Annotated in this window: 15 protein-coding genes, 1 rRNA gene and 2 riboswitches; of the genes, 15 read left to right on the forward strand and 1 reads right to left on the reverse strand. The window is 42.2% G+C overall.

Annotated features, from left to right (window positions below):
* Positions 1 to 117 precede the first annotated feature (117 nt).
* The 3 genes from RCG19_RS11375 to RCG19_RS11385 all read left to right on the forward strand — a co-directional run bounded on the left by RCG19_RS11375 (position 118) and on the right by RCG19_RS11385 (position 2,201).
* The gene (locus tag RCG19_RS11375; protein WP_308110859.1) at positions 118 to 357 is read left to right on the forward strand and encodes a hypothetical protein; all 240 of its coding nucleotides are present in this window, start codon (positions 118 to 120) and stop codon (positions 355 to 357) included.
* 165 nt (positions 358 to 522) lie between these two features.
* Positions 523 to 762, forward strand: a complete 240-nt coding sequence (locus RCG19_RS11380; RefSeq protein ID WP_308110860.1) for a hypothetical protein — start codon at positions 523 to 525, stop codon at positions 760 to 762.
* A 278-nt stretch (positions 763 to 1,040) separates the two neighbouring features.
* A complete protein-coding gene (locus tag RCG19_RS11385) occupies positions 1,041 to 2,201 on the forward strand; it encodes a DUF4317 domain-containing protein (RefSeq protein WP_308110861.1) in 1,161 nt (386 codons plus the stop codon).
* 53 nt (positions 2,202 to 2,254) lie between these two features.
* On the opposite strand, the gene RCG19_RS11390 is transcribed toward RCG19_RS11385, so the two are convergent.
* Positions 2,255 to 3,154, reverse strand: a complete 900-nt coding sequence (locus RCG19_RS11390) for an AraC family transcriptional regulator (protein WP_308110862.1) — start codon at positions 3,152 to 3,154, stop codon at positions 2,255 to 2,257.
* Between the two features lie 170 nt (positions 3,155 to 3,324).
* Between RCG19_RS11390 and RCG19_RS11395 the strand changes: the two genes are divergently transcribed.
* From RCG19_RS11395 to RCG19_RS11450, 12 genes are all read left to right on the forward strand, one after another.
* Positions 3,325 to 5,442, forward strand: coding sequence for a glycoside hydrolase family 3 protein (locus RCG19_RS11395; protein WP_308110863.1), 2,118 nt, complete (start codon positions 3,325 to 3,327; stop codon positions 5,440 to 5,442).
* A 576-nt stretch (positions 5,443 to 6,018) separates the two neighbouring features.
* Positions 6,019 to 6,960 carry an AAA family ATPase gene (locus RCG19_RS11400; protein WP_308110976.1) on the forward strand — a complete coding sequence of 314 codons (942 nt, stop codon included), beginning with the start codon at positions 6,019 to 6,021 and terminating at the stop codon, positions 6,958 to 6,960.
* Entirely contained in the window at positions 6,961 to 8,178 is a 1,218-nt protein-coding gene (locus RCG19_RS11405; RefSeq protein ID WP_308110864.1) for a DUF58 domain-containing protein, read from the forward strand.
* On the forward strand, positions 8,175 to 10,388 hold the full coding sequence (locus tag RCG19_RS11410; protein ID WP_308110865.1) for a DUF4129 domain-containing transglutaminase family protein: 2,214 nt from the start codon (positions 8,175 to 8,177) through the stop codon (positions 10,386 to 10,388). Before RCG19_RS11405 ends, RCG19_RS11410 begins: the two co-directional genes overlap by 4 nt.
* A gap of 74 nt (positions 10,389 to 10,462) precedes the next feature.
* A riboswitch (purine riboswitch) is annotated at positions 10,463 to 10,566 on the forward strand.
* 144 nt (positions 10,567 to 10,710) lie between these two features.
* Positions 10,711 to 12,231, forward strand: coding sequence for a glutamine-hydrolyzing GMP synthase (gene guaA / locus RCG19_RS11415; protein WP_308110977.1), 1,521 nt, complete (start codon positions 10,711 to 10,713; stop codon positions 12,229 to 12,231).
* A gap of 176 nt (positions 12,232 to 12,407) precedes the next feature.
* Positions 12,408 to 12,509: riboswitch (purine riboswitch) on the forward strand.
* Positions 12,510 to 12,621: 112 nt separating this feature from the next.
* Positions 12,622 to 13,950 carry an NCS2 family permease gene (locus tag RCG19_RS11420; RefSeq protein WP_308110866.1) on the forward strand — a complete coding sequence of 443 codons (1,329 nt, stop codon included), beginning with the start codon at positions 12,622 to 12,624 and terminating at the stop codon, positions 13,948 to 13,950.
* A gap of 141 nt (positions 13,951 to 14,091) precedes the next feature.
* Complete coding sequence (locus RCG19_RS11425; RefSeq protein WP_308110978.1) at positions 14,092 to 15,030, forward strand: ABC transporter ATP-binding protein; 939 nt, start codon at positions 14,092 to 14,094, stop codon at positions 15,028 to 15,030.
* 12 nt (positions 15,031 to 15,042) lie between these two features.
* Complete coding sequence (locus tag RCG19_RS11430; protein WP_308110867.1) at positions 15,043 to 16,230, forward strand: ABC transporter permease; 1,188 nt, start codon at positions 15,043 to 15,045, stop codon at positions 16,228 to 16,230.
* Positions 16,223 to 17,350, forward strand: a complete 1,128-nt coding sequence (locus RCG19_RS11435; RefSeq protein ID WP_308110868.1) for an ABC transporter permease — start codon at positions 16,223 to 16,225, stop codon at positions 17,348 to 17,350. The genes RCG19_RS11430 and RCG19_RS11435 overlap by 8 nt, the downstream gene beginning before the upstream one ends.
* A 112-nt stretch (positions 17,351 to 17,462) precedes the next feature.
* Positions 17,463 to 18,305 (forward strand): glucose PTS transporter transcription antiterminator GlcT, encoded by an 843-nt coding sequence (glcT, locus tag RCG19_RS11440; protein WP_166244231.1) that lies wholly within the window; start codon positions 17,463 to 17,465, stop codon positions 18,303 to 18,305.
* Between the two features lie 192 nt (positions 18,306 to 18,497).
* Positions 18,498 to 20,564, forward strand: a complete 2,067-nt coding sequence (gene ptsG, locus RCG19_RS11445; protein ID WP_308110869.1) for a glucose-specific PTS transporter subunit IIBC — start codon at positions 18,498 to 18,500, stop codon at positions 20,562 to 20,564.
* 318 nt (positions 20,565 to 20,882) lie between these two features.
* A 16S ribosomal RNA gene (locus RCG19_RS11450) occupies positions 20,883 to 22,432 on the forward strand.
* Positions 22,433 to 22,616 lie beyond the last annotated feature (184 nt).

Below are 22,616 nucleotides of genomic sequence, written 5' to 3' on the forward strand. Positions count from 1 at the left end.
GAGTTCTTTCCCTTATGGACAGATGAACATTTTTAAATTGCTTGTCCAATATACCTATACTGGACTCTCCCTCCACTCATACTTATATAGTAGTCCTTATAGGAAGGGGGTGAAATCATGGCTTTATTAACGAACTGCGAGACTTGTACTCCTCCTGCGGATTCAACACCAATTCTTACTGTGGACATTCCTGGTGGACTAGCTATCAATTTACTGGGAATCCATGTTGAGGTTTGTCCAGTCTGTGTGAGTGTATTCACAGGCGGAACAGGACCACTTACTTCTCAGCAAACCACAATTGCTAACAGCCTTCTCCAAGCACTTCATGGCTTAATTCCAAGCGTCCCTGGTGCCTAAATGAAAAGGGGGTTAAAAAGGATCCTATAGATAGACATTTATGTCTTCACTGTATAGGGTCCTTTTAATAAAAGGGAGGGGTTCCAACGTCGTTAAAGGACCAATGCGATGGGAGCCCTTCTTTCATCATTTATTTATTAATTTTTAAAGAAAGGAGTTGACTTCATGGGTTTACGAACTAATTGCGAGACCTGCACTCCACCTTCAGGCTCAACACCAGTTCTTACTGTGGACATTCCTGGTGGACTAGCAATTAATTTATTGGGAATTCATGTTGAGGTTTGTCCGGTCTGTGTGAGTGTTTTTACCGACGGCTCGGGGACACTGAACCCGCAGCAACTAACCATTATTAACAATCTTATCCATGCACTTCAAGGATTACTTCCAAGCATCCCCGGTGATTAAATGGTATTCCGTTTCCAAAGAAAAGTAAGCCAAGTGAATCTTAAAATAAAGAGGTTTTCCGTGAGTTGAGCAAACTTTGGGGAAGCCCTTTTTTTCATTCTTGCGAAACTGGATTCCTGCATTTTGAAACCACTCTTAAAGCAGGGTGCCGCCCCTTTGGCTTATTCTTCCTTTGCGCATGGATAATATATGAAATTCTTGTAAACAATTAGGTAGTTGTAAATCGATGGAGTAATTCTATCCTCCTTTAGTATAATGGGGAATGGGAGTTGAGTTCTGTGAATAAAAAAGACATTGCGAATATCCGCAAGCAATTTAAATTAGATAATCATCTGATGAACATCCGAGAAATCTTCAATGTGTATGTTCAGAAGGAATCAGGCGATATTTATCACCATATCAGTCAGCCGTTTGAAATGTTAGAGCAAGAAGCTCAAGAATTGTTTTTAGCAAACTTTAAAAAGGTTTTGACGGGGCATCTTGATGCCAAACTGTTTGAGCTGAAATTTATCCGTGATGTGGAAGACAGCAGCCAAATGTTCCTCTATGAAGGGCTGCAGGCAGATACATCGGACGATTGGAAGGAATATATGCTGGAAATCGTCACGAAAATGTTTGCCCATACCGTTTATGAATTTGATACGGTAGTGACGTTTATCCGGGGAGAATATCGAAAGCAGACACGGAAACGGAATGGGGAATCTGAAGAAGGCGGGGATGACGAGGTCTATTCCAATGGGTTTATCCTTTGCAGTCTAAATAAAATTGATCAGCCGAAAAAGGCCTTGACGTTTGATTATATTGAGAAGGAATTCAAATCGCATAACTTTTTTGATCCGATAATTAATTTAGACTCTCCGTTGTCCGGCTTTCTTTTTCCAGCGTTTAATGACAATGCTGCAGATGTGAACCATATTCTCTATTGTGCAGGGAAAGCTAATCAGCCTGACTTTGGATTTATTGAAGTAGTTCTTAATTGTGAAGAAATCATTACGGCACAAGAAGATAAGGACTGTTTTGATTTTATCTTAAAAGAAGTGATTGGAGACGAGGTCGATTCCCAAGTCATTTCGAATGTCTACGAGGAAATTGATAAGTTGGTTCTGGAGAGTCAAGAAAATGAAGAGAGTGAAATCCCAACATTGGATACCCGGGATATCGAACGGATCTTAACGGTAAGCGGGGTTGATAATGTAGAAACGGCCAAAGTAGAACATGCCTTCAAGAAGGTTGTGGAAGACGAAAAACATGAATTCAAAGCAAGCAGTTTAGTTCCTAAAACCATCAAGATTAATACGAAGGTAGCCGATGTATCCATCAATCCGAAAGACTTGAAATATGTAAAATACATTACATATGAAGGAAAACGGTGTCTATTGTTGGAGGTCGATGAAGATGTAGTCGTGGAAGGATTCCGACTGGAATCGGGGACACTCTAATAACAAACAGCGACAATTCCTGTGATTGCCGCTGTTTGTATTTAATAAGCTTACTATAAATTTTTATATTCCTTCTGGAGTTTTTTGGGAGAAAGATGGTATTCCTTTTTGAAAAGTCTATAAAAACTCGAATAATCAGGAAAACCGCATTTCAACGCGATTTCCTCTATGGAAATCTGATTTTGTTTAATCATCGTTACCGCAAAAGATAGTCGCTTTAATGATACATAACGGTAAAAAGGCAAGTTCATATTTTTTTTAAAGTAATGAGAAAAATAGTATTTATTTAAATGAAAATAGTGAGAGATTGTTTCCAGACTTAAATCTGGCGCTGTCAAATGGGATTCTATGTATTCTAGTATCGATAAGAATCTTTGGTCTTGTTCACCCGGATCACCTAGGATAGGCATACTACTCGCAGGATCGAAGATGACTTGAAGCGCTTGAAATAATAGGAAATGGTAGGTAAAGGAAAAGTGATCTTCACCACTTTCTTTTCTATTCGTTATTTCTTGAAGTAAAGAAATGGTCTCTTGAAAATTTTTTGAATGCAGATGTAACACGTGAGAACCCTGTGCCTTTTGGTACGTAATATGTTCCCTCATAGAAGGTGAACTAGATAGAAAGTCGGCCATTAAATGCTCACTAACACTAATAATGAAACGTTCATAGGTATCGAAATTCTTAACATTCGCCTTATGAACAGCATATGGGGGGGTCACAACAATATCCCCTCTTTTTAAGGAATAGGTTTTTCCCTCGCAAAAGAATTCACACTCCCCCTCTAAAAATACAAGAAGCTCCAAAACATCGTGCCTGTGTAACTGGAATAAGGATTCGATAAGGGAAAATCTCTCAGCAGATCCGTTGTATTTCTCGGGTTGATTTTTTTTATTAAAATAATGAATTTCAAAACCTTTATTTATTACCGGAATAAGATCAGATTGTTTCACTCGATGCCATCCTCTCATATAGCAACATTTACAATGTTCTTCGCAATAATCGTCATTTTTTTTTAATATTTTGCTGTTATTATAACACTAACGTATAAAGTGCAAAATGTAATTAGAAAGCTGAATCGTAAGGACATAATGAGGGTAACCAAGTTGGGGGAGGCATTCAAGTGGAATCTAACCATAAACAACCGAAGTTAGAAGTAAGAGTTAAAAACATCATTGAAGTGGATGGATTGAAATTTAAAGATTTGAATAATAGTGGGAAATTAGAACCTTATAAGGACTGGCGTTTGAGCCCAGCGGAACGTGCAGAGAACCTTGTCTCATTGATGAATATCGATGAAAAAGTTGGCATGATGCTGATTAATTCCCGTGGAATGGGGCTTTCCCAAAAAGATAAGAGCAAGACAAGCCATGGTGGTGTGATAGATGAAGCGATTGTTGAAAAGGGCGAAACTATTTTCGCGTTGGCAAAGGTATATGGCACAACACATACCATCGAACGTATGAATTTACGTCACTACATTCTACGAGATAACTGGAGCCCAGCTGAAATGGCAGAGTGGGTTAACACGATGAATGAAATATGTGAAGGCACACGTCTTGGTATTCCATGTTTAATCGCATCCAATTCAAGAAATGAAAATACAGAATTCATCTTTGGTATGAATGATGCGGCCGGTATTTTTTCTACCTGGCCAGGAACATTAGGGCTTGCAGCAGCAGCTAGAGGAGATATCAAAAATGGCGGGGATGCCTCGCTTATTAGCCGATTTGCTGAGGTAGCGCGTGCAGAGTGGGATGCTGTTGGAATCAGAAAGGGTTATATGTATATGGCGGATACCGTCACAGACCCTAGGTGGCAGCGGATCTATGGTACGTTTGGTGAGGATCCTGAATTTATTTCGGATGCAATCGGCCGCCTCATTGATGGATTTCAAGGCGAGAACCTAGGTAAAAATAGCATTGCGATGACAACGAAGCATTTCCCCGGCGGTGGTGCAAGGGAAAATGGCTTTGACCCACATTATAAAGAGGGTAAGTGGAATCTATACCCAACACCGGGCAGCTTAGAAAAGTATCACTTACCGCCATTTCAAGCTGCAGTTGACCATGGATCTTCATCCTTTATGCCTTATTATTCAATCCCTAGTAGTAAAAAAAGTACGGTTCAAGAATTCGAAGGAGAAGATATACCATTCGAAGAGGTTGGCTTTACCTTCAATCATTACTTTTTACAGCATATCCTTAGAGAAAAACTAGGGTTTAAGGGTTATATAAATAGCGACAGCGGTGTCACAAGTAAAATGAGCTGGGGCGTTGAAACGTTGAGCGAGGCTGAACGCTTTGCAAAGGCGGTCAATGCGGGGACAGATCTTGTTTCTGATACAAATGATATTGAAAACCTGAAAAAAGCCGTTGAAAATGGCTGGATTAGTGAAAAGCGTATAAATGAAGCAAATGTACGCCTTCTTACAGAAATGTTTGCCTTAGGATTATTTGATGATCGTACCTATGTTTCAACAGAAAATGCTCTTTCAGTGGTAAGTAATCCAGCAAACTGGGAAGCTGCTTATGAAGCCCACAAAAAGTCGGTCACAGTGCTTAAAAATAGTAAGCAAACATTACCTTTAACAGCCGAAAACCTTAAGAAGGTTTATGTGGAGGTTTTCCACAAGGAACCGGAAAGAGCAGCTTCTTACACGGAAAAGGCTAGGAAGGAATGCCAGGAATTAGGCCAATTTACCTTGACCGATAATTATGATGAAGCCGACACAGCTATTTTGTTTTTAAGTCCCAAATCCGGTGCTTATTTCAATGCGACACCAGGCCTCCTAGAACTTGAAATATGCGAGAATAAAACAGTGGCTGCTTTGGATGGTTCTCGGTATCAAGAAACGACCTTGACCGGTATGGATCATCTTAAAGAGGTTGCGGACAGTATCCATGTTCGTGGAGGAAAAGTGATGATAAGTGTGAATGTCATCCTGCCATGGATCCTTGGAAATGTTGAACCATTGGCCGATGTTTTAATCGCTGGATACGACACATACTATAAGGCGCAGTTTGAAGTGATGGCGGGCAACTTCCGTCCGGTAGGTGTCTTACCGTTGACATTGCCTGCAAGTGATGCGGTTATAGCAGTGAATGAAAAGGGCGATTGTGTATCAAGAAATGACGTACCGGGTTATGACAAGGACAAGTATATGCCTGAAGGACTTTCATACGCTTATAAAGATCGTGATGGCAATATCTATAAACTTGGTCATGGACTAACCTATTAATCCACTTTCAAAACGTATTGGATTATAATAAAACAACAATAAGGAAACTCGCCAACTAGATTGATTTGGCGAGTTTCTTTTGTTCCGGGCCTTACCATTGAAGAGGGTATATCCCGAATCCCGATGGAAAAGTCCAATAGAAGAGCTCTATTGGACAAAACATCCCGAATCCCGATGGAAAAGTCCAATAGAAGAGCTCTATGGGACAAAACATCCCGAATCCCGATGGAAAAGTCCAATAGAAGAGCTCTATTGGACAAAACATCCCGAATCCCGACGGAAAAGTCCAATAGAATAGCTCTATGGGACAAAATATCCCGAATCCCGATGGAAAAGTCCTATAGAAGAGCTCTATTGGACAAAACATCCCGAATCCCAATAAAAAACGTCCAATAGAAGCCTACATCGTACACGAGCATACCTATTAATCCCCGTTCAAAGATGTAAATCCCACTGAATTTGAATATTATGTGCCATTTTAACAGGACTTTTCCAAAAAAAAGTAGAATTAGTAGATAGCATGCCATAAAAAGGTATAGAACAGCTTGAGGAGGAAGCCCCTTGTCATATGAACAAATGAATCCCACGATAGAAAAAATAATTGCCAATATTGAAAAGGTTATGATAGGAAAAAGGAACGTTGCCGAGCTAAGTCTTGTTGCCCTGCTAGCGGGAGGTCACGTGCTACTAGAAGACGTACCTGGTGTCGGAAAGACGATGATGGTTCGCGCCCTTGCAAAATCAGTTAATGCCAACTTCCGGAGAATTCAATTTACGCCAGACCTGTTACCTTCCGATGTAACCGGTGTTTCCATATATAATCCGAAAGAGATGGAATTTCAATTTCGCCCGGGCCCGCTGATGGGGAATATCATCCTCGCTGATGAAATTAACCGAACATCGCCGAAAACGCAATCGGCGCTTCTAGAGGGGATGGAAGAGGCCAGTGTTACCATCGACGGAGTGACACATCAATTGAATAAGCCGTTTTTCGTAATGGCGACACAAAACCCGATTGAATACGAGGGGACCTATCCGCTTCCGGAGGCCCAGCTTGACCGCTTTTTATTAAAAATGAAGATGGGTTATCCAGATTTACAAGAAGAAATGGAAGTGCTGAATCGAGCCCAGAAAGTTCCGCCAATTGAGGATTTGTACCCTGTTATCGATCTTGAAGGGCTGCTCACCCTGCAGAAGAATATGAAAGAAGTGTTCGTTGATGATACGATTAAGCGCTATATTGTTGATATCGTAAATCGCACAAGAGGACATGGAAGTGTCTATTTGGGTGCAAGCCCAAGGGGGTCCATCGCCTTGATGAAAGCAGCTCAGGCCTATGCTTATATGTATGGTCGTGAATACATTCTGCCGGATGATATTCAATATTTGGCCCCGTTTGTCTTGTCCCATCGGATTATCTTAAAATCAGAGGCAAAATTCGAAGGGATTTCTGCGGAAGAAGTAGTTAACCGAGTCATCGCCAGGGTTCCCGTACCCGTCAGAAGGTTCGTGAAATAAATGAAAAAACGATGGATTCCATTCAAAAAGGCATGGAGGTTTATCCTATTACTCTTTTTAATTCTCCTAACCTTCTCGTATGCTATGTTCCAAGGGGGATTTGTCAGCTGGTTTTTATTTTATAGCTTTTTGCCATTTGCCATTTATTGTGTGGCCCTATCCTTCTATTCCTTAAATGAGCTTGAAGTCACAAGGGAATTGCCGAAATCAGATTACAATGCAGGTGAAGCGTTGAAGGTGACTGTAACCATAAAGCGCTCTAAGGGATTTCCATTATTTTATTTGCTCATCGAAGATCAATTGGCTGATGTGTTGAGATATGCCCCTCAGCAAAAGAAAGTAAAGGCCCTTATCCTTCCTGGCCTGAAAAAGGAATTTTCCTATGAATATATCATTGATGAGCTACCGCGCGGAGAACACCTTTTTACCTCCTTTACTTTAAAAACGGGTGATCCGCTTGGATTATTTGAAAAGGAGAAGAGTGTTGAGACTTCCGGGAAAGTGATTGTCTATCCCGCTTATTCGGAGCTTTTATACCGGCCGTTTGAAAATCAATTTGATCAAGGGCTAACCGCTTCAAGGGAACGTGTGCAGCGCGATACCACGATGGTAATTGGCGTCAGGGATTATCAGCCGGGGGATCGTTTTTCCTGGATAAACTGGAAAGCGTCTGCGAAACGGAATGAAATTATGACGAAGGAATTTGAACAGCGGCAATCCCATGATGTATTGGTTGTCATGGACTGTGTACCGGATAAACGCTTTGAACCGGTCGTTTCCTTTACTGCATCGCTAGTAAGAGCCATCCTGAAAAAGGGAGCGCAGACAGGCCTGTTAACCATTAGTAATGAACGTACCTCCTTTCCTATTCGTGGCGGAGAACAGCAATTAAGGCAGCTCTTTTACCATCTGGCCAAAATCGAAGCGAAAAGCTTGCGACCCTTTGAAAAGGTATTAGAGGCAGAGGGGCAATTCATGCTGCAGACAGTCTCTTTTATGCTCGTAACTGCCCAAGTAACGAAGCCGTTAATTGAAAAAGCAAGCTTTCTTGGAAAAAGAAAAGGGGGCATTACCCTTTTTCTCCTAAAAGGTCATAAGGAATCGCCATCAGAAAATGAACGTTCCCTGATTTCAATCGCAAATGCACGTGGGGTGCGCGTTGTCATGGTTCATGAGGGTGAATATCAGACAGCCTTCTCGGAGGTGTTTCGATCATGAAAAGGAATTTTCCCTCGTTTTTGTTATACACCCTTAGCTTTTTCCTTATGTGGGAATGGCTGAGGCCGGTTGAACAATTAACAAAAACAGATAATATGGAGACGTTTATCTTCTTCCTGCTGATTGCTTTTGCCTTATCTTTTTTTGGCCTAAAAAGAATTTGGCAGGCACTGATCAAGCTTTTATTTATTTTATTTTCCATTCATCATTTCTATTTTATTGAAAGTTTCTTTCATTTGAGTTGGTTGAAATCGTTTATCGCAGATATGGCAAACAACTTGGGGTTATTATCGGGCAGACAGTGGAACGACTTATCCAATGAATTTCGGACGCTGTTGCTTTTTATCCTGTTATGGCTAATGGTGTACCTAATCGATTATTGGCTCTTACATCGCCAGCGGATTTTTCTCTTCCTTTTTATGACTTTAGTTTATATCACTGTATTGGACACGTTTACGCCTTATAATGCAAAAGCGGCAATTGTTCGAACAGTAGTAGCGGGATTTGCAGTGATGGGGATGTTGACCTTTTACCGGTTTATCCAAAAGGAAAAGGTAACTGTTGAACCTCAGTTTATTCGAAAATGGATGGCGCCGCTGATGGTGATGATTGCGGTTAGCGTGGTAGTGGGAATGACAGCACCGAAAGCCGCACCGATATGGCCGGATCCAGTTCCTTATTTTTCCGCCAATAACCCTAAAGTTGAGCAGGAGGGCAATGGTGTCGGGCCGCAGCGAATCGGCTACGGGACGAATGATGGCGCACTGGGTGGCCCGTTTATTGCTGATGGCAGTCCGGTTTTTAAGTATGAGGCGGATGGAAAGAATTATTGGAAAATGGAAACAAAGGATGCGTATACGGGAAAGGGCTGGAATGCGTCTGGTTCAACCTCTAACTTCTTTGGGCAGGGGGATCTGGTGCCTGTTTATTCTATTCCAGATACAGTGGAAACCATAAAAGAAACTGCGCTTGTTTCGATTAATCAACAGTATCGCTACCACTTCATCATGTACCCTGCGGGCATACAGAAAATCTTATCGATAGAGCCTTCTGACTCTAACAGGACTCCATTTGTCATTGATACGTTCAATGAGAGGATTGGCTTTTACAATAAAAATCACGAGACTGTCGTGCCCCAGGGATTTTCTGTGGACTTTAAGATACCGAAATATAAGGCAAATGATTTAAAACAAACAACGAGCATGGATCCGTCTAACACGTTTTATCAGAGGTATACGCTTTTGCCAGAAGGATTACCGCCAAGAATTAAAGATTTAGCAGTAGAAATTACTGCAGGAAAATTGAACTGGTTTGACAAGGCGCAAGCGGTGGAAAGCTATTTTAGCAATGCAGGATTCACCTATGACCAAAAAAATGTTGCGGTGCCTGGCACGAATGATGATTATGTGGATCAATTTTTGTTCGAGACCAAGCGGGGGTATTGTGATAACTTTTCCACCTCGATGGCGGTTATGCTAAGGACACTTGGAATCCCCACTCGCTGGGTAAAAGGGTACACGGGCGGAGATTTTTTAGAGTATAGCGCAGATGACTCGACAAAACAGTATTACGAAGTGACCAACAATAATGCCCATTCATGGGTGGAGGTTTTTTTCCCAAATCAAGGCTGGGTTCCATTTGAACCAACAAAAGGATTTTCCAATGGGCTAATCATCAATTATGATGCAACAGATGGTACTTCAACCACGAACCAGCAGACGACACCGCCGACGGTGAAAAAGCCTCAGAAGGAAGAACGAGATGAATCGGAGGATGTAAAAAAGGCAGATAAGTCTTTTGATTTGGAAAGTATCTGGTTGAAAGCAACATCACTCATGAAGAAAAATTGGAAAAGTGTCACCCTTATTTTCGTTTTTCTCACTGTGATGGCGGCAATTCTATATCGCATCCGCGGCAAGTGGATTCCATATGGGATAGTCCTGCTTTACAAATTCAAGAAAAAAGACGAAAGTATGGGTGCGGCGTATTTGGTTTTACTAAATCAGCTTGACCGCTATGGGATAAAGCGAAAGGAAAACCAAACACTTAGGAACTATGCCCGGTATATCGATACGTTCTTTTCAACGCGGGAGATGTCCCGGCTCACAACCCTTTATGAACAATATATGTATCAGCAGAATCTTCCAAAGGGCACATGGAAAGGATCACGAAAATTGTGGGAAAATTTAATTAAAAGGACAATCACTTGACCGAAAAAACAACCTATTGATACAATATGAACAATTCAACGTTTAGTTTAAAGCGCCACGGGCGCTTTATGCTTTTCTAAATAGTACGTTTCCTTCATATATCCTCGAAAATAAGGTTCGAGAGTCTCTACCGGGTCACCAATGTAATGGCCTGACTATGAAGGCAGAGTTTTTCTGTCGGTGATTTTGCGAGATAACTAGAATTCTGCCTTCCTGATATTTTGTTGGAGGGGAGAATTCTAGTTTTTTTATGTTCATTTTTGTAAAAGCTAGGTAATAACTTTAAAAAATTGGGGTGGCAGCTTTGACGAAAAAGCAAGATATGATTGTTGTTTTAGATTTTGGAAGTCAATATAATCAGTTGATTACACGGCGGATTCGTGAATTCGGTGTGTATAGTGAACTTCATCCGCATACGATTACGGCAGAAGAAATTCGCAAAATGAATCCAAAGGGCATTATTTTTTCTGGCGGCCCTAACAGTGTGTATGATGAAAATTCCTTCCGCTGTGATGAAGCCATTTTTGACATGGGTCTGCCGATTCTTGGGATTTGCTACGGAATGCAACTGATGACCGTGCATTTCAATGGAAAGGTTGAAAAAGCGCAGCACCGTGAATATGGCAAAGCGATGATATCAGTGGAGAAGGACTCAGCTCTTTTCAAAGGGCTGCCTGCGGAACAGACAGTATGGATGAGTCATGGTGACTTGGTTGTCGAGCCACCTGAAGGGTTTACCGTTGATGGTACAAGCCCGTCCTGTCCGATTTCATCGATGAGCGATGCGGAACGCAAGCTTTACGCTGTTCAATTTCATCCAGAAGTGCGCCATTCCGTTTACGGCAATGAACTGCTCAAGAATTTCGTCTTTACTGTCTGCGGTGCTAGCGGCGATTGGTCAATGGAGAATTTCATTGAAATGGAAATGGCGAAGATTCGCGAGACTGTTGGTGACAAAAAAGTTCTTTGTGCTTTAAGCGGCGGAGTTGACTCCTCTGTTGTAGCAGTTCTCATCCATAAAGCGATTGGCGATCAGTTAACTTGTATTTTTGTTGACCACGGCCTGCTTCGAAAAAATGAAGCGGACAGCGTCATGAAAACTTTCTCTGAAGGTTTCCATATGAACGTGATCAAAGTGGATGCGAAAGATCGGTTCTTATCCAAGCTTGAGGGTGTATCCGATCCAGAGAAAAAGCGGAAAATCATCGGTAATGAATTTATTTATGTATTCGATGATGAAGCTACAAAGCTTGAAGGGATCGAGTTTTTGGCCCAGGGAACACTTTACACAGATATAATCGAAAGCGGTACAGCAACAGCACAAACAATTAAATCGCATCACAATGTCGGCGGTCTGCCGGAAGATATGCAGTTTACATTAATTGAACCGTTGAGCACCTTGTTTAAGGATGAGGTTCGTGCACTTGGAACGGAGCTTGGTATTCCGGATGATATCGTCTGGAGACAGCCATTTCCGGGTCCTGGTCTAGGGATTCGTGTACTTGGAGCGATTTCTGATGAAAAACTTGAAATCGTCCGCGATTCGGATTGGATCCTTCGCGAGGAAATTAAAAAGGCCGGGCTTGACCGTGAAATTTGGCAATACTTCACCGTGCTTCCGGACATTCGCAGTGTCGGCGTTATGGGCGATGCTAGAACGTATGATTACACCATTGGTATTCGTGCGGTTACTTCCATCGATGGTATGACCTCCGATTGGGCACGGATTCCGTGGGATGTACTTGAACTTATCTCGACACGGATCGTAAACGAAGTAGCACATGTCAATCGAGTGGTCTACGACATTACTTCCAAGCCACCTGCTACGATTGAGTGGGAATAACAAAAGCGGGAGCCCTGGCCTGAGGCGTATGGCTGAGCTGGATGATTCACGAAGTTTATAGAATGAATAAATAGAATAACAACTCTAAAATACGAACAATGTTAATTTTTCCAATAACATTGTTCGTATTTTTTGTTTACAAGTTCTAATTCCTCTGTTAAAATAAAAAACGTATTAAAGAACTTATATATTTGCATCGTATAATGTTGGGGATATGGCCCAAAAGTTTCTACCGAGCTACCGTAAATAGCTTGACTACGAGGCAGTGTTTTGAATAAAGAGGCATTTTTCCCTCTATTTATTGCACATGCCCAAAGTCAGACGCTCCGGTAGAAATATCGTGAGCGTCTTTTTTGCATACTAAAGAAAAGATTTATAGGGGGAAGAAGAATGCAGAAGTATTTTGAGTTTGAGAAACATGGGACAAATTATCGTAGAGAATTGATTGGTGGGTTTACTACTTTCTTAGCGATGGCATATATTCTAGTGGTTAACCCGCTAACCTTATCGCTGGCGGCAATAAAGGATTTTCCGGATGCTTTACGTATGGATCATGGTGCCGTATTCGTTGCCACAGCTTTAGCATCTGCCATCGGCTCGATTATCATGGGACTGCTGGGAAAATATCCTCTGGCATTAGCACCGGGGATGGGATTAAACGCCTTTTTTGCTTTCACAGTTGTGTTAGGCAGTGGAATTCCGTGGCAGCATGCATTAGGTGCTGTATTGATTTCAGGTGTGTTTTTCTTCTTGCTTACGTTAACAGGACTTCGTGAAAAAATTATTAATGCCATTCCGATTGATTTAAAGCATGCTGTTGGAGCCGGGATTGGCTTATTCATTACTTTTGTAGGTTTACAAAGTGCTGGAATCATTGTTAATAATGATGCTACCCTTGTCGGCTTAGGTGACTTAACGGCAGGCGGTCCGCTACTCGCTATTTTCGGGCTAGTCGTAACAGTTATTATGATGACACGCGGCATTAAAGGTGCCGTATTTTATGGGATGATTTTGACAGCGATTGTCGGAGTGATTTTTGGCGAAATAAAAATGCCGCATCAAGTGGTCGGGGATGTTCCTAGTTTAGCACCAACCTTTGGGGCTGCCTTTTCTTCATTTGGTGATAGTTCATTTTATACAACCACAATGCTTGGAATTGTTTTAACGTTTTTGTTTGTTGATTTCTTTGATAATGCCGGGACGCTTGTTGCCGTTGCCAGCCAAGCGGGCTTAATGAAAGATAATAAGCTTCCTAATGCAGGAAGGGCGCTCATTTCCGATTCCATCGCTACTAGCGTTGGGGCTGTACTCGGAACATCGACTACTACATCTTATGTGGAGTCAACCGCGGGGGTTGCAGCCGGTGCAAGAACGGGATTTGCTTCATTAGTAACTGGTGCATTATTCGTCTTATCGATCTTCTTCTTTCCGTTATTATCAGTTATAACCTCACCTGTAACAACACCAGCATTGGTCATTGTCGGGGTCTTGATGGTTTCTTCTTTGGGGAAAATTGACTGGAAACGGTTTGAGATTGCTGTTCCAGCATTCTTAACCATGGTGGCAATGCCGCTTACGTACAGTATTGCGACTGGGATTGCCATGGGTTTTATCTTCTACCCAATTACAATGTTAGTGAAAGGGAAAAGCAAGGAAATCCACCCGATCATGTATTTATTCTTTGTAATTTTTGTCCTATATTTTATCTTCTTGAAATAGTGCGTGAAAAGGGAACTGCGAATGGGTCGCAGTTCCTATTTTTATTTTTCCGAGAGACACGAATTTACAAAATCCGCCATCTCTCTTCTGTATGATGTGTAGTGTAAGAAGATGTTGAAAAAGGAGTGGTTGCTTATGAACATGCTAACCGTTCAGGATTTACGAAAAAGCTTTGGGGATTTTGAAGCTGTGAAGGGTGTTTCGTTCGAGGTGGAAAAAGGGGAGTCTTATGGGCTGCTTGGGCCAAATGGAGCGGGGAAATCAACTTCAATTCATATGGTGACTGGCTTGTTTCCGCCCACTTCAGGTGAAATTCGGATGAAAGGCATTGACGTCGTCAAGAACCCGAAGCAAGCCCAAAAATGGATTGGCGTCGTCCCGCAGGAGATCGCTCTCTATCAAGCGATGTCAGCAAGGGAAAATTTAAAGTTTTGGGGAAGAATGTATGATTTATCCGGTATTGAACTGGAAAAAAGTGTAGACCAAGTGCTTGAGATTATCGGTTTAACCGAGCGGGCGAAGGACAAGGTGGAGACCTTTTCCGGCGGAATGAAGCGGCGTGTTAATATCGGGGCTGCCATTTTACATAAACCAGAGTTGTTAATCATGGATGAACCGACAGTTGGCATTGATCCGCAGTCGAGGAATCATATTTTAGAAACGGTTAAGCATTTAAACAGTGAAGGGATGACGATTATTTATACGAGTCACTATATGGAGGAAGTGGAGTATCTATGCGAAAGGATTGGGATTGTTGACCATGGTCAATTAATTGCTTCTGGTACATTAAGTGAATTAAGGGAAACGATCGGTGACCAATCGAAGGTGATCTTAACCATCAATAAGGATGAATCTAAGATGGCTGGACTTGCTCAGTCTTTAACAAGCCTTTTTCCAGAAAATGATATTCAAATTCAGGATCAACAAATAATGGTCTTTCATAAGGAACCGCAGGTGATTTTGACTGATTTCATCCAGTCAGTGACAAAAACCGGCATAAAGATTACGTCTGTGGATATCGTCGAACCGAACCTCGAGAGTGTGTTTTTACATTTAACTGGTAGAAACTTAAGGGATTAGGAGGCGGGAATCATGAAGTTTTGGTGGCTGGCAAGGAAGGACTTGCTGCTTGTCGCGCGGGATAAAAAGGCCTTTTTAACCCTCATTTTGATGCCGCTATTGTTAATTGCCATTTTAGGTTCTGCATTCGGCAGTATGATGAAGGAAGATGAAGCGTTTACGATTAAAAAGTTTACCCTTGGGGTTGTGAATTTGGACCAAGGACAATTAAGTAAAGCCCTCACCGACGAAGTCCTTACGAAAAACTTATCCAAACAAATTCGAGTGAAATACTATCAAGAAAATGAAATGGTAAAAAAGCTACAAAACCACAACCTAACCGTCGGCATCATCATCGAAAAAGACTTCACAACTTCACTAATGACCGGCAAGGGCACAAAAGTAAAAATATTAGCGGTGCCTGACACCGTTATTAATCCAACCATCGTTCAAACTGTGATTGAGCAGTTTTCTCGCACGATTCCAATTGAGGCAACAGCGGCGCAAATGGCCCAGCCTGTTCAGGCAGGGGGGCAAAGCGCTTTGGTTCAGGATGGGTACGGAAAGAAACCATTGGTAACAGAAACGACTGTTGATGCGAAAACAAAGCCGGTCAGTTCGTTTCAATATTATGCTGCTGCCATGGGCGTGATGTTTTTGTTAATGACAGTGGTCCAAGGAGTTTCCACCATGATCCTCGAGAAAGAGCAAGATGTGTATCAACGATTACTGCTAACAAATCTAACCTATCCAAATTATCTTCTTGGAAAATTACTCGGATTAATTATTATTTGCTTAACCCAAGCATTTATTATCATTGCCGGAACACGAATCATTTTTGGGGTTGATTGGGGACCTTCGATTTCAGGCATTGCTAGTATGACGTTGGCTTTTGTTATCAATGCCAGCGGACTCGGTGTGTTAGCGGGCTCTTTTATAAAAACGGAAAAGTCATTTAATGTTGCCGGGATGTTTGGAACGCAAATTATGGCTGCGTTAGGTGGGAGTATGGTTCCACTCTACGTATTTCCGGATTGGGTTGTATTCGTTACCAAGTTTTTACCGAACGGGCTTGCCTTGCAAACCTATTTAGATTTGATGTCCGGCGCAACATTGACTAAGATTCTCCCTGCAATTGGCGGATCCATTGGCTTAGGCTTACTCTTTTTTACGATTGGCTTAATTCGCCTTTCATTTGAAAGGAGAGGTAAATATGCGTAAAATCTGGACGATTTTAATGCTTCATTTGAAGGAGTTTTTTAAATCACCTGGAGTTTTGGTGCTTATGTTCGTCATGCCAGCATTATTTAGTTGGATCTTTGGCGGTATGACCATCAATTCGGGACAGAATAAACCGGTGGTGAATGTGGTAGCAGGTAATGCTGAAGTCAGCCAAAAGATTTTGACCCTTTTAAAAGCGGATCATCATTATGAATGGAAAAAAACAACGAAACAACAGGCTAAAAAGAATGTATCCGCTCAAGACGCCATTGCTGCAGTGGTAATTTCAACGGATGTCGAGCAAAGAATAATAGAAAAGAAACCGTTATTTGATATTATTGTTCAGCGAAAGACGGAGAATTATCTTGCATTATCATCCCATTTGGAGGGAACGGCAGGGCTTGTCGTAAGATCTTATCAGACTACTTCGAAATTGGAGAAGGATGCCTTTCCAAAGGTTCTTGCCGCAGTGGCGAACAATAAAGGTGTGCAGGTCGAAAAGCAGATCATCCAAAAAGATGCGAAAACCAATGTTGATATCAACCTTATGTTTGTAGGGTTTGCCATCATGTTTATGATGTTTGGTCTATCAGGAGCAGCTTCGACCATACTTGACGAAAGAACGGGTGGTACTTGGGGGAGACTGATTGTTTCTCCTGCCAGCAAAGTGCAAATCATCCTTGGTTACCTTTTAGCTTACTTTTTCATGGGGTGGATACAGTTAGCGGTACTGATGGTGACAATGAACCTGATGTTTGATACAACATGGGGAAATTTATTTTATATGATTCCTTATGCATCTCTTGTCATTCTGTGTATAGTCGGCTTTGGTCTGATGATGGCGGGGCTGGTCAAAACAAAACAACAGGCCTCCGCGGTGAGTGCTGTTTTAATCGTGAGCACTTGTATGCTTGGCGGTGTCTATTGGCCCATTGATGTAGTACCAGATTTCATGCAGAAAATTGCCTTGGGTGTACCACAAACATGGGCAATGGCAGGTTTTAAAGAAATTATCAGCGGTAGCCTGCATGCCGGAACGATCATAAAAGATACAGCAGCACTGCTTGGATTTAGTGCATTGTTCTTTTTAATTGGGTTAAGAGGGATGAAGTTTGAATGATTTGCCAGCCAGTTTTCGTAAAGTTGTCGATCTTTGTCGTTGACTTCTTTTAGCGCCTCTTATAACATGAAATTACATGTTTGTTATTAGGAGAGGAATAGGAGGTTAGGGTTTGGCAAACTTACTTATAGAAAAAGTATTAAATAACAATGTATTAATCGCTAAACACCCTTCCTATGAAGAAGTTGTTTTAATAGGGAAAGGCATTGGGTTTAATCGAAAACAAGGCGACTATATTGATACGGATGCGGTTGAAAAGCTGTTTGTCTTAAAAAGTGAAAAAGTACAAGAAAACTACATCAAGCTGCTACCCTTTATTGATAACGATTATTTAGAGGTCATTATTTCCTCGATTGACTTAATTAAGCAACGAACACATTCTGTTTTAAATGAACATATTCATGTGGCATTAACGGATCATTTAATGTTTGCCTTGACAAGAGCTTCACAAGGTATGGAAATGCGAAACCCATTCCTTGTTGAGACGAAGGCGCTTTACCGCCATGAGTATGAAGTCGCGGCAGAAGTGGTCGAGGACATTAAAGCGAAGACGGGAATAAGCCTGCCTGTTGGCGAAATTGGATTTATTGCTCTTCACGTCCATAGTGCAATTACAAATAAAAATCTATCAGTTGTGAATCAACATTCGCAGCTTGTCAGCAAGCTGGTAGAAATGGTAGAGGATCAGTTTAAATTCGAAATTGATAAAGAAAGCATCGATTATATGAGGCTAGTTCGCCATCTTCACTTTGCTATTAACCGTGTAATGAAGGGTGAGAGAGTAGAAGAACCAAAAAAAATTGCTTCTCTATTTAAAGAGGAATACCCTGTGTGCTATAATCTTGCGTGGAAGCTCATTAAAGTGATGCAGCAAACCTTAAAATTGAGTGTTTTTGATGCAGAAGCCGTTTATTTAACGATGCATTTACAAAGACTTCAAAATAAATATAAATAGCTATTATTTTTTACGTGTTACTGATACGATCAGGCATGGGTGAAAAGTATTAATTGAAATGAAGTGTTAGGGGGAATCTATGCCTATACCTTCATTCAGTTGAACTTTTACTCTTGCCTTTTTTATTGTTTTTTTTACCAAAAAGTTAATGTCTTATGAGGTTTGGGAATTTAGTAGGGAGGTAGTATTGATATGTTTAAAAACGCCTTTGGCGTCTTACAAAAAGTCGGGAAGGCGCTTATGCTTCCGGTTGCCCTATTGCCGGCAGCTGGTCTTTTGCTTGGTATCGGCAATGCATTTCAACAGCCGACAACGCTTAATTATTTGCCGTTTCTTGATGCACATTGGATTCAATTGGTTGCCAGTGTGATGGAGGACGCAGGCTCCATCATTTTTGGCAACTTAGCGCTAATCTTTGCAGCGGGTGTTGCTTTGGGTTTAGCGGGAGACGGTGCTGCTGCCCTAGCGGCTATTGTCGGTTATTTAGTGTTAAACCAGGTTATGTGCACGTGGGCTGGTGTTACGGCGGAAATGGTAGGAACAGATCCATCTTATGCAAATGTACTAGGTATTCCAACCCTGCAAACAGGAGTATTTGGAGGGATTATTGTCGGATTACTTGCGGCTTTTGCCTACAATCGATACTACAATATTGAAATGCCTTCGTTCCTTGGATTTTTTGCCGGCAAACGGTTTGTACCGATTGTAACAGCTGTGTTCTCGTTAATTACTGGTCTATTGCTCTTGCTTATATGGCCGCCAATTCAGCACGGGATGAATGCTGCTTCAAACTGGATGCTTGGAAGCGGAACATACCTAGCTGTATTTGCTTTTGGATTTATTAAGAGATTACTTATTCCATTTGGATTGCATCATATTTGGTATGCCCCATTCTGGTATGAGTTCGGTTCCTATAAAACAGCTGGAGGCAATATTGTTCATGGTGACATGACGATTTTCTTTGCGCAATTAAAAGATAATGTAAAACTTACGGCTGGTTACTTTATGCAAGGCGAATTTCCTGTTATGATGTTTGGTTTGCCAGCTGCAGCTCTGGCCATGTATCATACAGCGAAACCTGAAAAGAAAAAGATGGTGGCGGGATTGTTGGGTTCTGCTGCATTAACATCGTTCCTAACAGGTATTACGGAACCACTGGAATTTTCATTTTTGTTTGTATCGCCATTGTTATTCTTTATCCACGCAGTCCTCGATGGGTTAGCGTTTATAGTGATGGCAATGTTTAAGGTTCATTTGGGTTACACATTCTCCGGTGGTGCCATTGACTTTTTCCTATTTGGTATCCTTCCAGGAAAAGAGCGTTGGTGGATTGCTGTACTATTAGGTATTGTTTTTGCGGTTGTTTATTACTTTGTATTCCGCTTTATTATTACCAAGTTTAACGTAAAAACACCAGGTAGAGAAGATGATGAAAGTGTATCAGCGACGGAGGTTCCGAAAGGACAAAAAGGTGACCTTCCCTATCAAATTCTTGAAGCAATGGGCGGACAACAAAATATTGCCCATCTAGATGCGTGTATTACTCGTCTCCGTGTTTCTGTATATGATAGTAAGATTGTAGACAAGGGTCAATTGAAAAAATTAGGGGCTGCAGGTGTGCTTGAAGTAGGAAACAATATTCAAGCAATCTTAGGACCACGTTCTGAAACCATCAAAGGTCAAATAGAAGATATAATAGTAGGAAAACGTCAACGCACAACACCTGGTAACGCCCTGGAAAAAGGTCTGGGACAACACTTAGGGGAGATTCCATCTGAAGCGCTTCGGTCCGAACGCAACGGTGACGGAAATTTTGTTGCACCTCTTAAAGGAGAAATCAAGCCTATTACAGAAGTACCGGATCAAGTGTTTGCAGGAAAGTTGATGGGAGACGGTTTTGCCATTATACCGGCAGAGGGAATGGTGGTTTCACCTGTAGATGGAAAAATCGTCAATCTTTTCCCTACGAAACATGCGATTGGTATCCTTTCAGATAGTGGTCGTGAAATATTAATCCATGTTGGGATTGATACCGTTAACCTAAAAGGGCAAGGATTTGAACCGTTAGTTTCCGAAAATGACTGCATTGTAAAAGGACAACCATTATTAAAAGTGAATCTGGATTATATAAAAGCAAATGCAACCTCTACAATTTCACCCATTGTGTTCACAAACTTAGCTGAAGGTGAAAAGGTGGTCATTGAAAAGCAGGGTCTAGTTGATCTAAAGCAAGAAGGTATTGTTAAAATTTCAAAATAAGAAAAGCCGGCCACTGAGGTCGGCTTTTCTTATTCCTCAAAAAAAAGGAAAAGTTTATTATTATGGTTGACGTTCTGTATTCATGGTGTTATTATATTAAAGCAGTCGTTACTGACGAGTTAACAACATGAAGATGTTAAAAACATTTCAAAAAGTTGTTGACAAGAAATTAACGAAATGATATAGTAATAAAGTTGCTTCTAAACGAAGTAACGAATTGTTCTTTGAAAACTAAACAAACAAAAACGTCAACAAACAATATTTTTTAGTTTCAATATAGATGAAACTAAGCCAACGTAACAAATGAGCTAATCAACTTTCTTGGAGAGTTTGATCCTGGCTCAGGACGAACGCTGGCGGCGTGCCTAATACATGCAAGTCGAGCGGATCTTTGGGAGCTTGCTCCCTAGGGTGAGCGGCGGACGGGTGAGTAACACGTGGGCAACCTGCCTGTAAGACTGGGATAACACCGGGAAACCGGTGCTAATACCGGATAATCCATTTCCTCTCATGAGGAAATGCTGAAAGACGGTTTCGGCTGTCACTTACAGATGGGCCCGCGGCGCATTAGCTAGTTGGTGAGGTAACGGCTCACCAAGGCGACGATGCGTAGCCGACCTGAGAGGGTGATCGGCCACACTGGGACTGAGACACGGCCCAGACTCCTACGGGAGGCAGCAGTAGGGAATCTTCCACAATGGACGAAAGTCTGATGGAGCAACGCCGCGTGAGCGATGAAGGCCTTCGGGTCGTAAAGCTCTGTTGTTAGGGAAGAACAAGTGCCGGAGTAACTGCCGGTACCTTGACGGTACCTAACCAGAAAGCCACGGCTAACTACGTGCCAGCAGCCGCGGTAATACGTAGGTGGCAAGCGTTGTCCGGAATTATTGGGCGTAAAGCGCGCGCAGGCGGTCCTTTAAGTCTGATGTGAAAGCCCACGGCTCAACCGTGGAGGGTCATTGGAAACTGGGGGACTTGAGTGCAGAAGAGGAAAGCGGAATTCCACGTGTAGCGGTGAAATGCGTAGAGATGTGGAGGAACACCAGTGGCGAAGGCGGCTTTCTGGTCTGTAACTGACGCTGAGGCGCGAAAGCGTGGGGAGCAAACAGGATTAGATACCCTGGTAGTCCACGCCGTAAACGATGAGTGCTAAGTGTTAGGGGGTTTCCGCCCCTTAGTGCTGCAGCTAACGCATTAAGCACTCCGCCTGGGGAGTACGGCCGCAAGGCTGAAACTCAAAGGAATTGACGGGGGCCCGCACAAGCGGTGGAGCATGTGGTTTAATTCGAAGCAACGCGAAGAACCTTACCAGGTCTTGACATCCTCTGACACTCCTAGAGATAGGACGTTCCCCTTCGGGGGACAGAGTGACAGGTGGTGCATGGTTGTCGTCAGCTCGTGTCGTGAGATGTTGGGTTAAGTCCCGCAACGAGCGCAACCCTTGATCTTAGTTGCCAGCATTCAGTTGGGCACTCTAAGGTGACTGCCGGTGACAAACCGGAGGAAGGTGGGGATGACGTCAAATCATCATGCCCCTTATGACCTGGGCTACACACGTGCTACAATGGATGGTACAAAGGGCTGCAAGACCGCGAGGTTTAGCCAATCCCATAAAACCATTCTCAGTTCGGATTGTAGGCTGCAACTCGCCTACATGAAGCCGGAATCGCTAGTAATCGCGGATCAGCATGCCGCGGTGAATACGTTCCCGGGCCTTGTACACACCGCCCGTCACACCACGAGAGTTTGTAACACCCGAAGTCGGTGGGGTAACCGTAAGGAGCCAGCCGCCTAAGGTGGGACAGATGATTGGGGTGAAGTCGTAACAAGGTAGCCGTATCGGAAGGTGCGGCTGGATCACCTCCTTTCTAAGGAATATGCAGTCCTTTCGGACTGATCATAAGGTTGACGTTTCTTGTTTGTTTAGTTTTGAGAGTGCAATTCTCTCAAAAATTCGTTCTTTGAAAACTAGATAATCGTAAGAAGAAGCAAAGTAAACATCGAGTAATCGCCATTTTAGTTTTCTCTCTATTTAATAGAGAAACAAACCTT

Origin of the sequence: Neobacillus sp. OS1-2, assembly GCF_030915505.1 — a bacterium.
GTDB lineage: Bacteria > Bacillota > Bacilli > Bacillales > Cytobacillaceae > Neobacillus.

What these genes read in the sequence shown, in the direction of transcription:
- RCG19_RS11375 (WP_308110859.1), top strand. Translation starts at nt 118, where the DNA reads ATGGCTTTATTAACGAACTGCGAGACTTGTACTCCTCCTGCGGATTCA.
- RCG19_RS11380 (WP_308110860.1), top strand. Translation starts at nt 523, where the DNA reads ATGGGTTTACGAACTAATTGCGAGACCTGCACTCCACCTTCAGGCTCA.
- RCG19_RS11400 (WP_308110976.1), top strand. Translation starts at nt 6,019, where the DNA reads ATGAATCCCACGATAGAAAAAATAATTGCCAATATTGAAAAGGTTATG.
- RCG19_RS11405 (WP_308110864.1), top strand. Translation starts at nt 6,961, where the DNA reads ATGAAAAAACGATGGATTCCATTCAAAAAGGCATGGAGGTTTATCCTA.
- RCG19_RS11410 (WP_308110865.1), top strand. Translation starts at nt 8,175, where the DNA reads ATGAAAAGGAATTTTCCCTCGTTTTTGTTATACACCCTTAGCTTTTTC.
- guaA (WP_308110977.1), top strand. Translation starts at nt 10,711, where the DNA reads ATGATTGTTGTTTTAGATTTTGGAAGTCAATATAATCAGTTGATTACA.
- RCG19_RS11420 (WP_308110866.1), top strand. Translation starts at nt 12,622, where the DNA reads ATGCAGAAGTATTTTGAGTTTGAGAAACATGGGACAAATTATCGTAGA.
- RCG19_RS11425 (WP_308110978.1), top strand. Translation starts at nt 14,092, where the DNA reads ATGCTAACCGTTCAGGATTTACGAAAAAGCTTTGGGGATTTTGAAGCT.
- RCG19_RS11430 (WP_308110867.1), top strand. Translation starts at nt 15,043, where the DNA reads ATGAAGTTTTGGTGGCTGGCAAGGAAGGACTTGCTGCTTGTCGCGCGG.
- RCG19_RS11435 (WP_308110868.1), top strand. Translation starts at nt 16,223, where the DNA reads ATGCGTAAAATCTGGACGATTTTAATGCTTCATTTGAAGGAGTTTTTT.
- ptsG (WP_308110869.1), top strand. Translation starts at nt 18,498, where the DNA reads ATGTTTAAAAACGCCTTTGGCGTCTTACAAAAAGTCGGGAAGGCGCTT.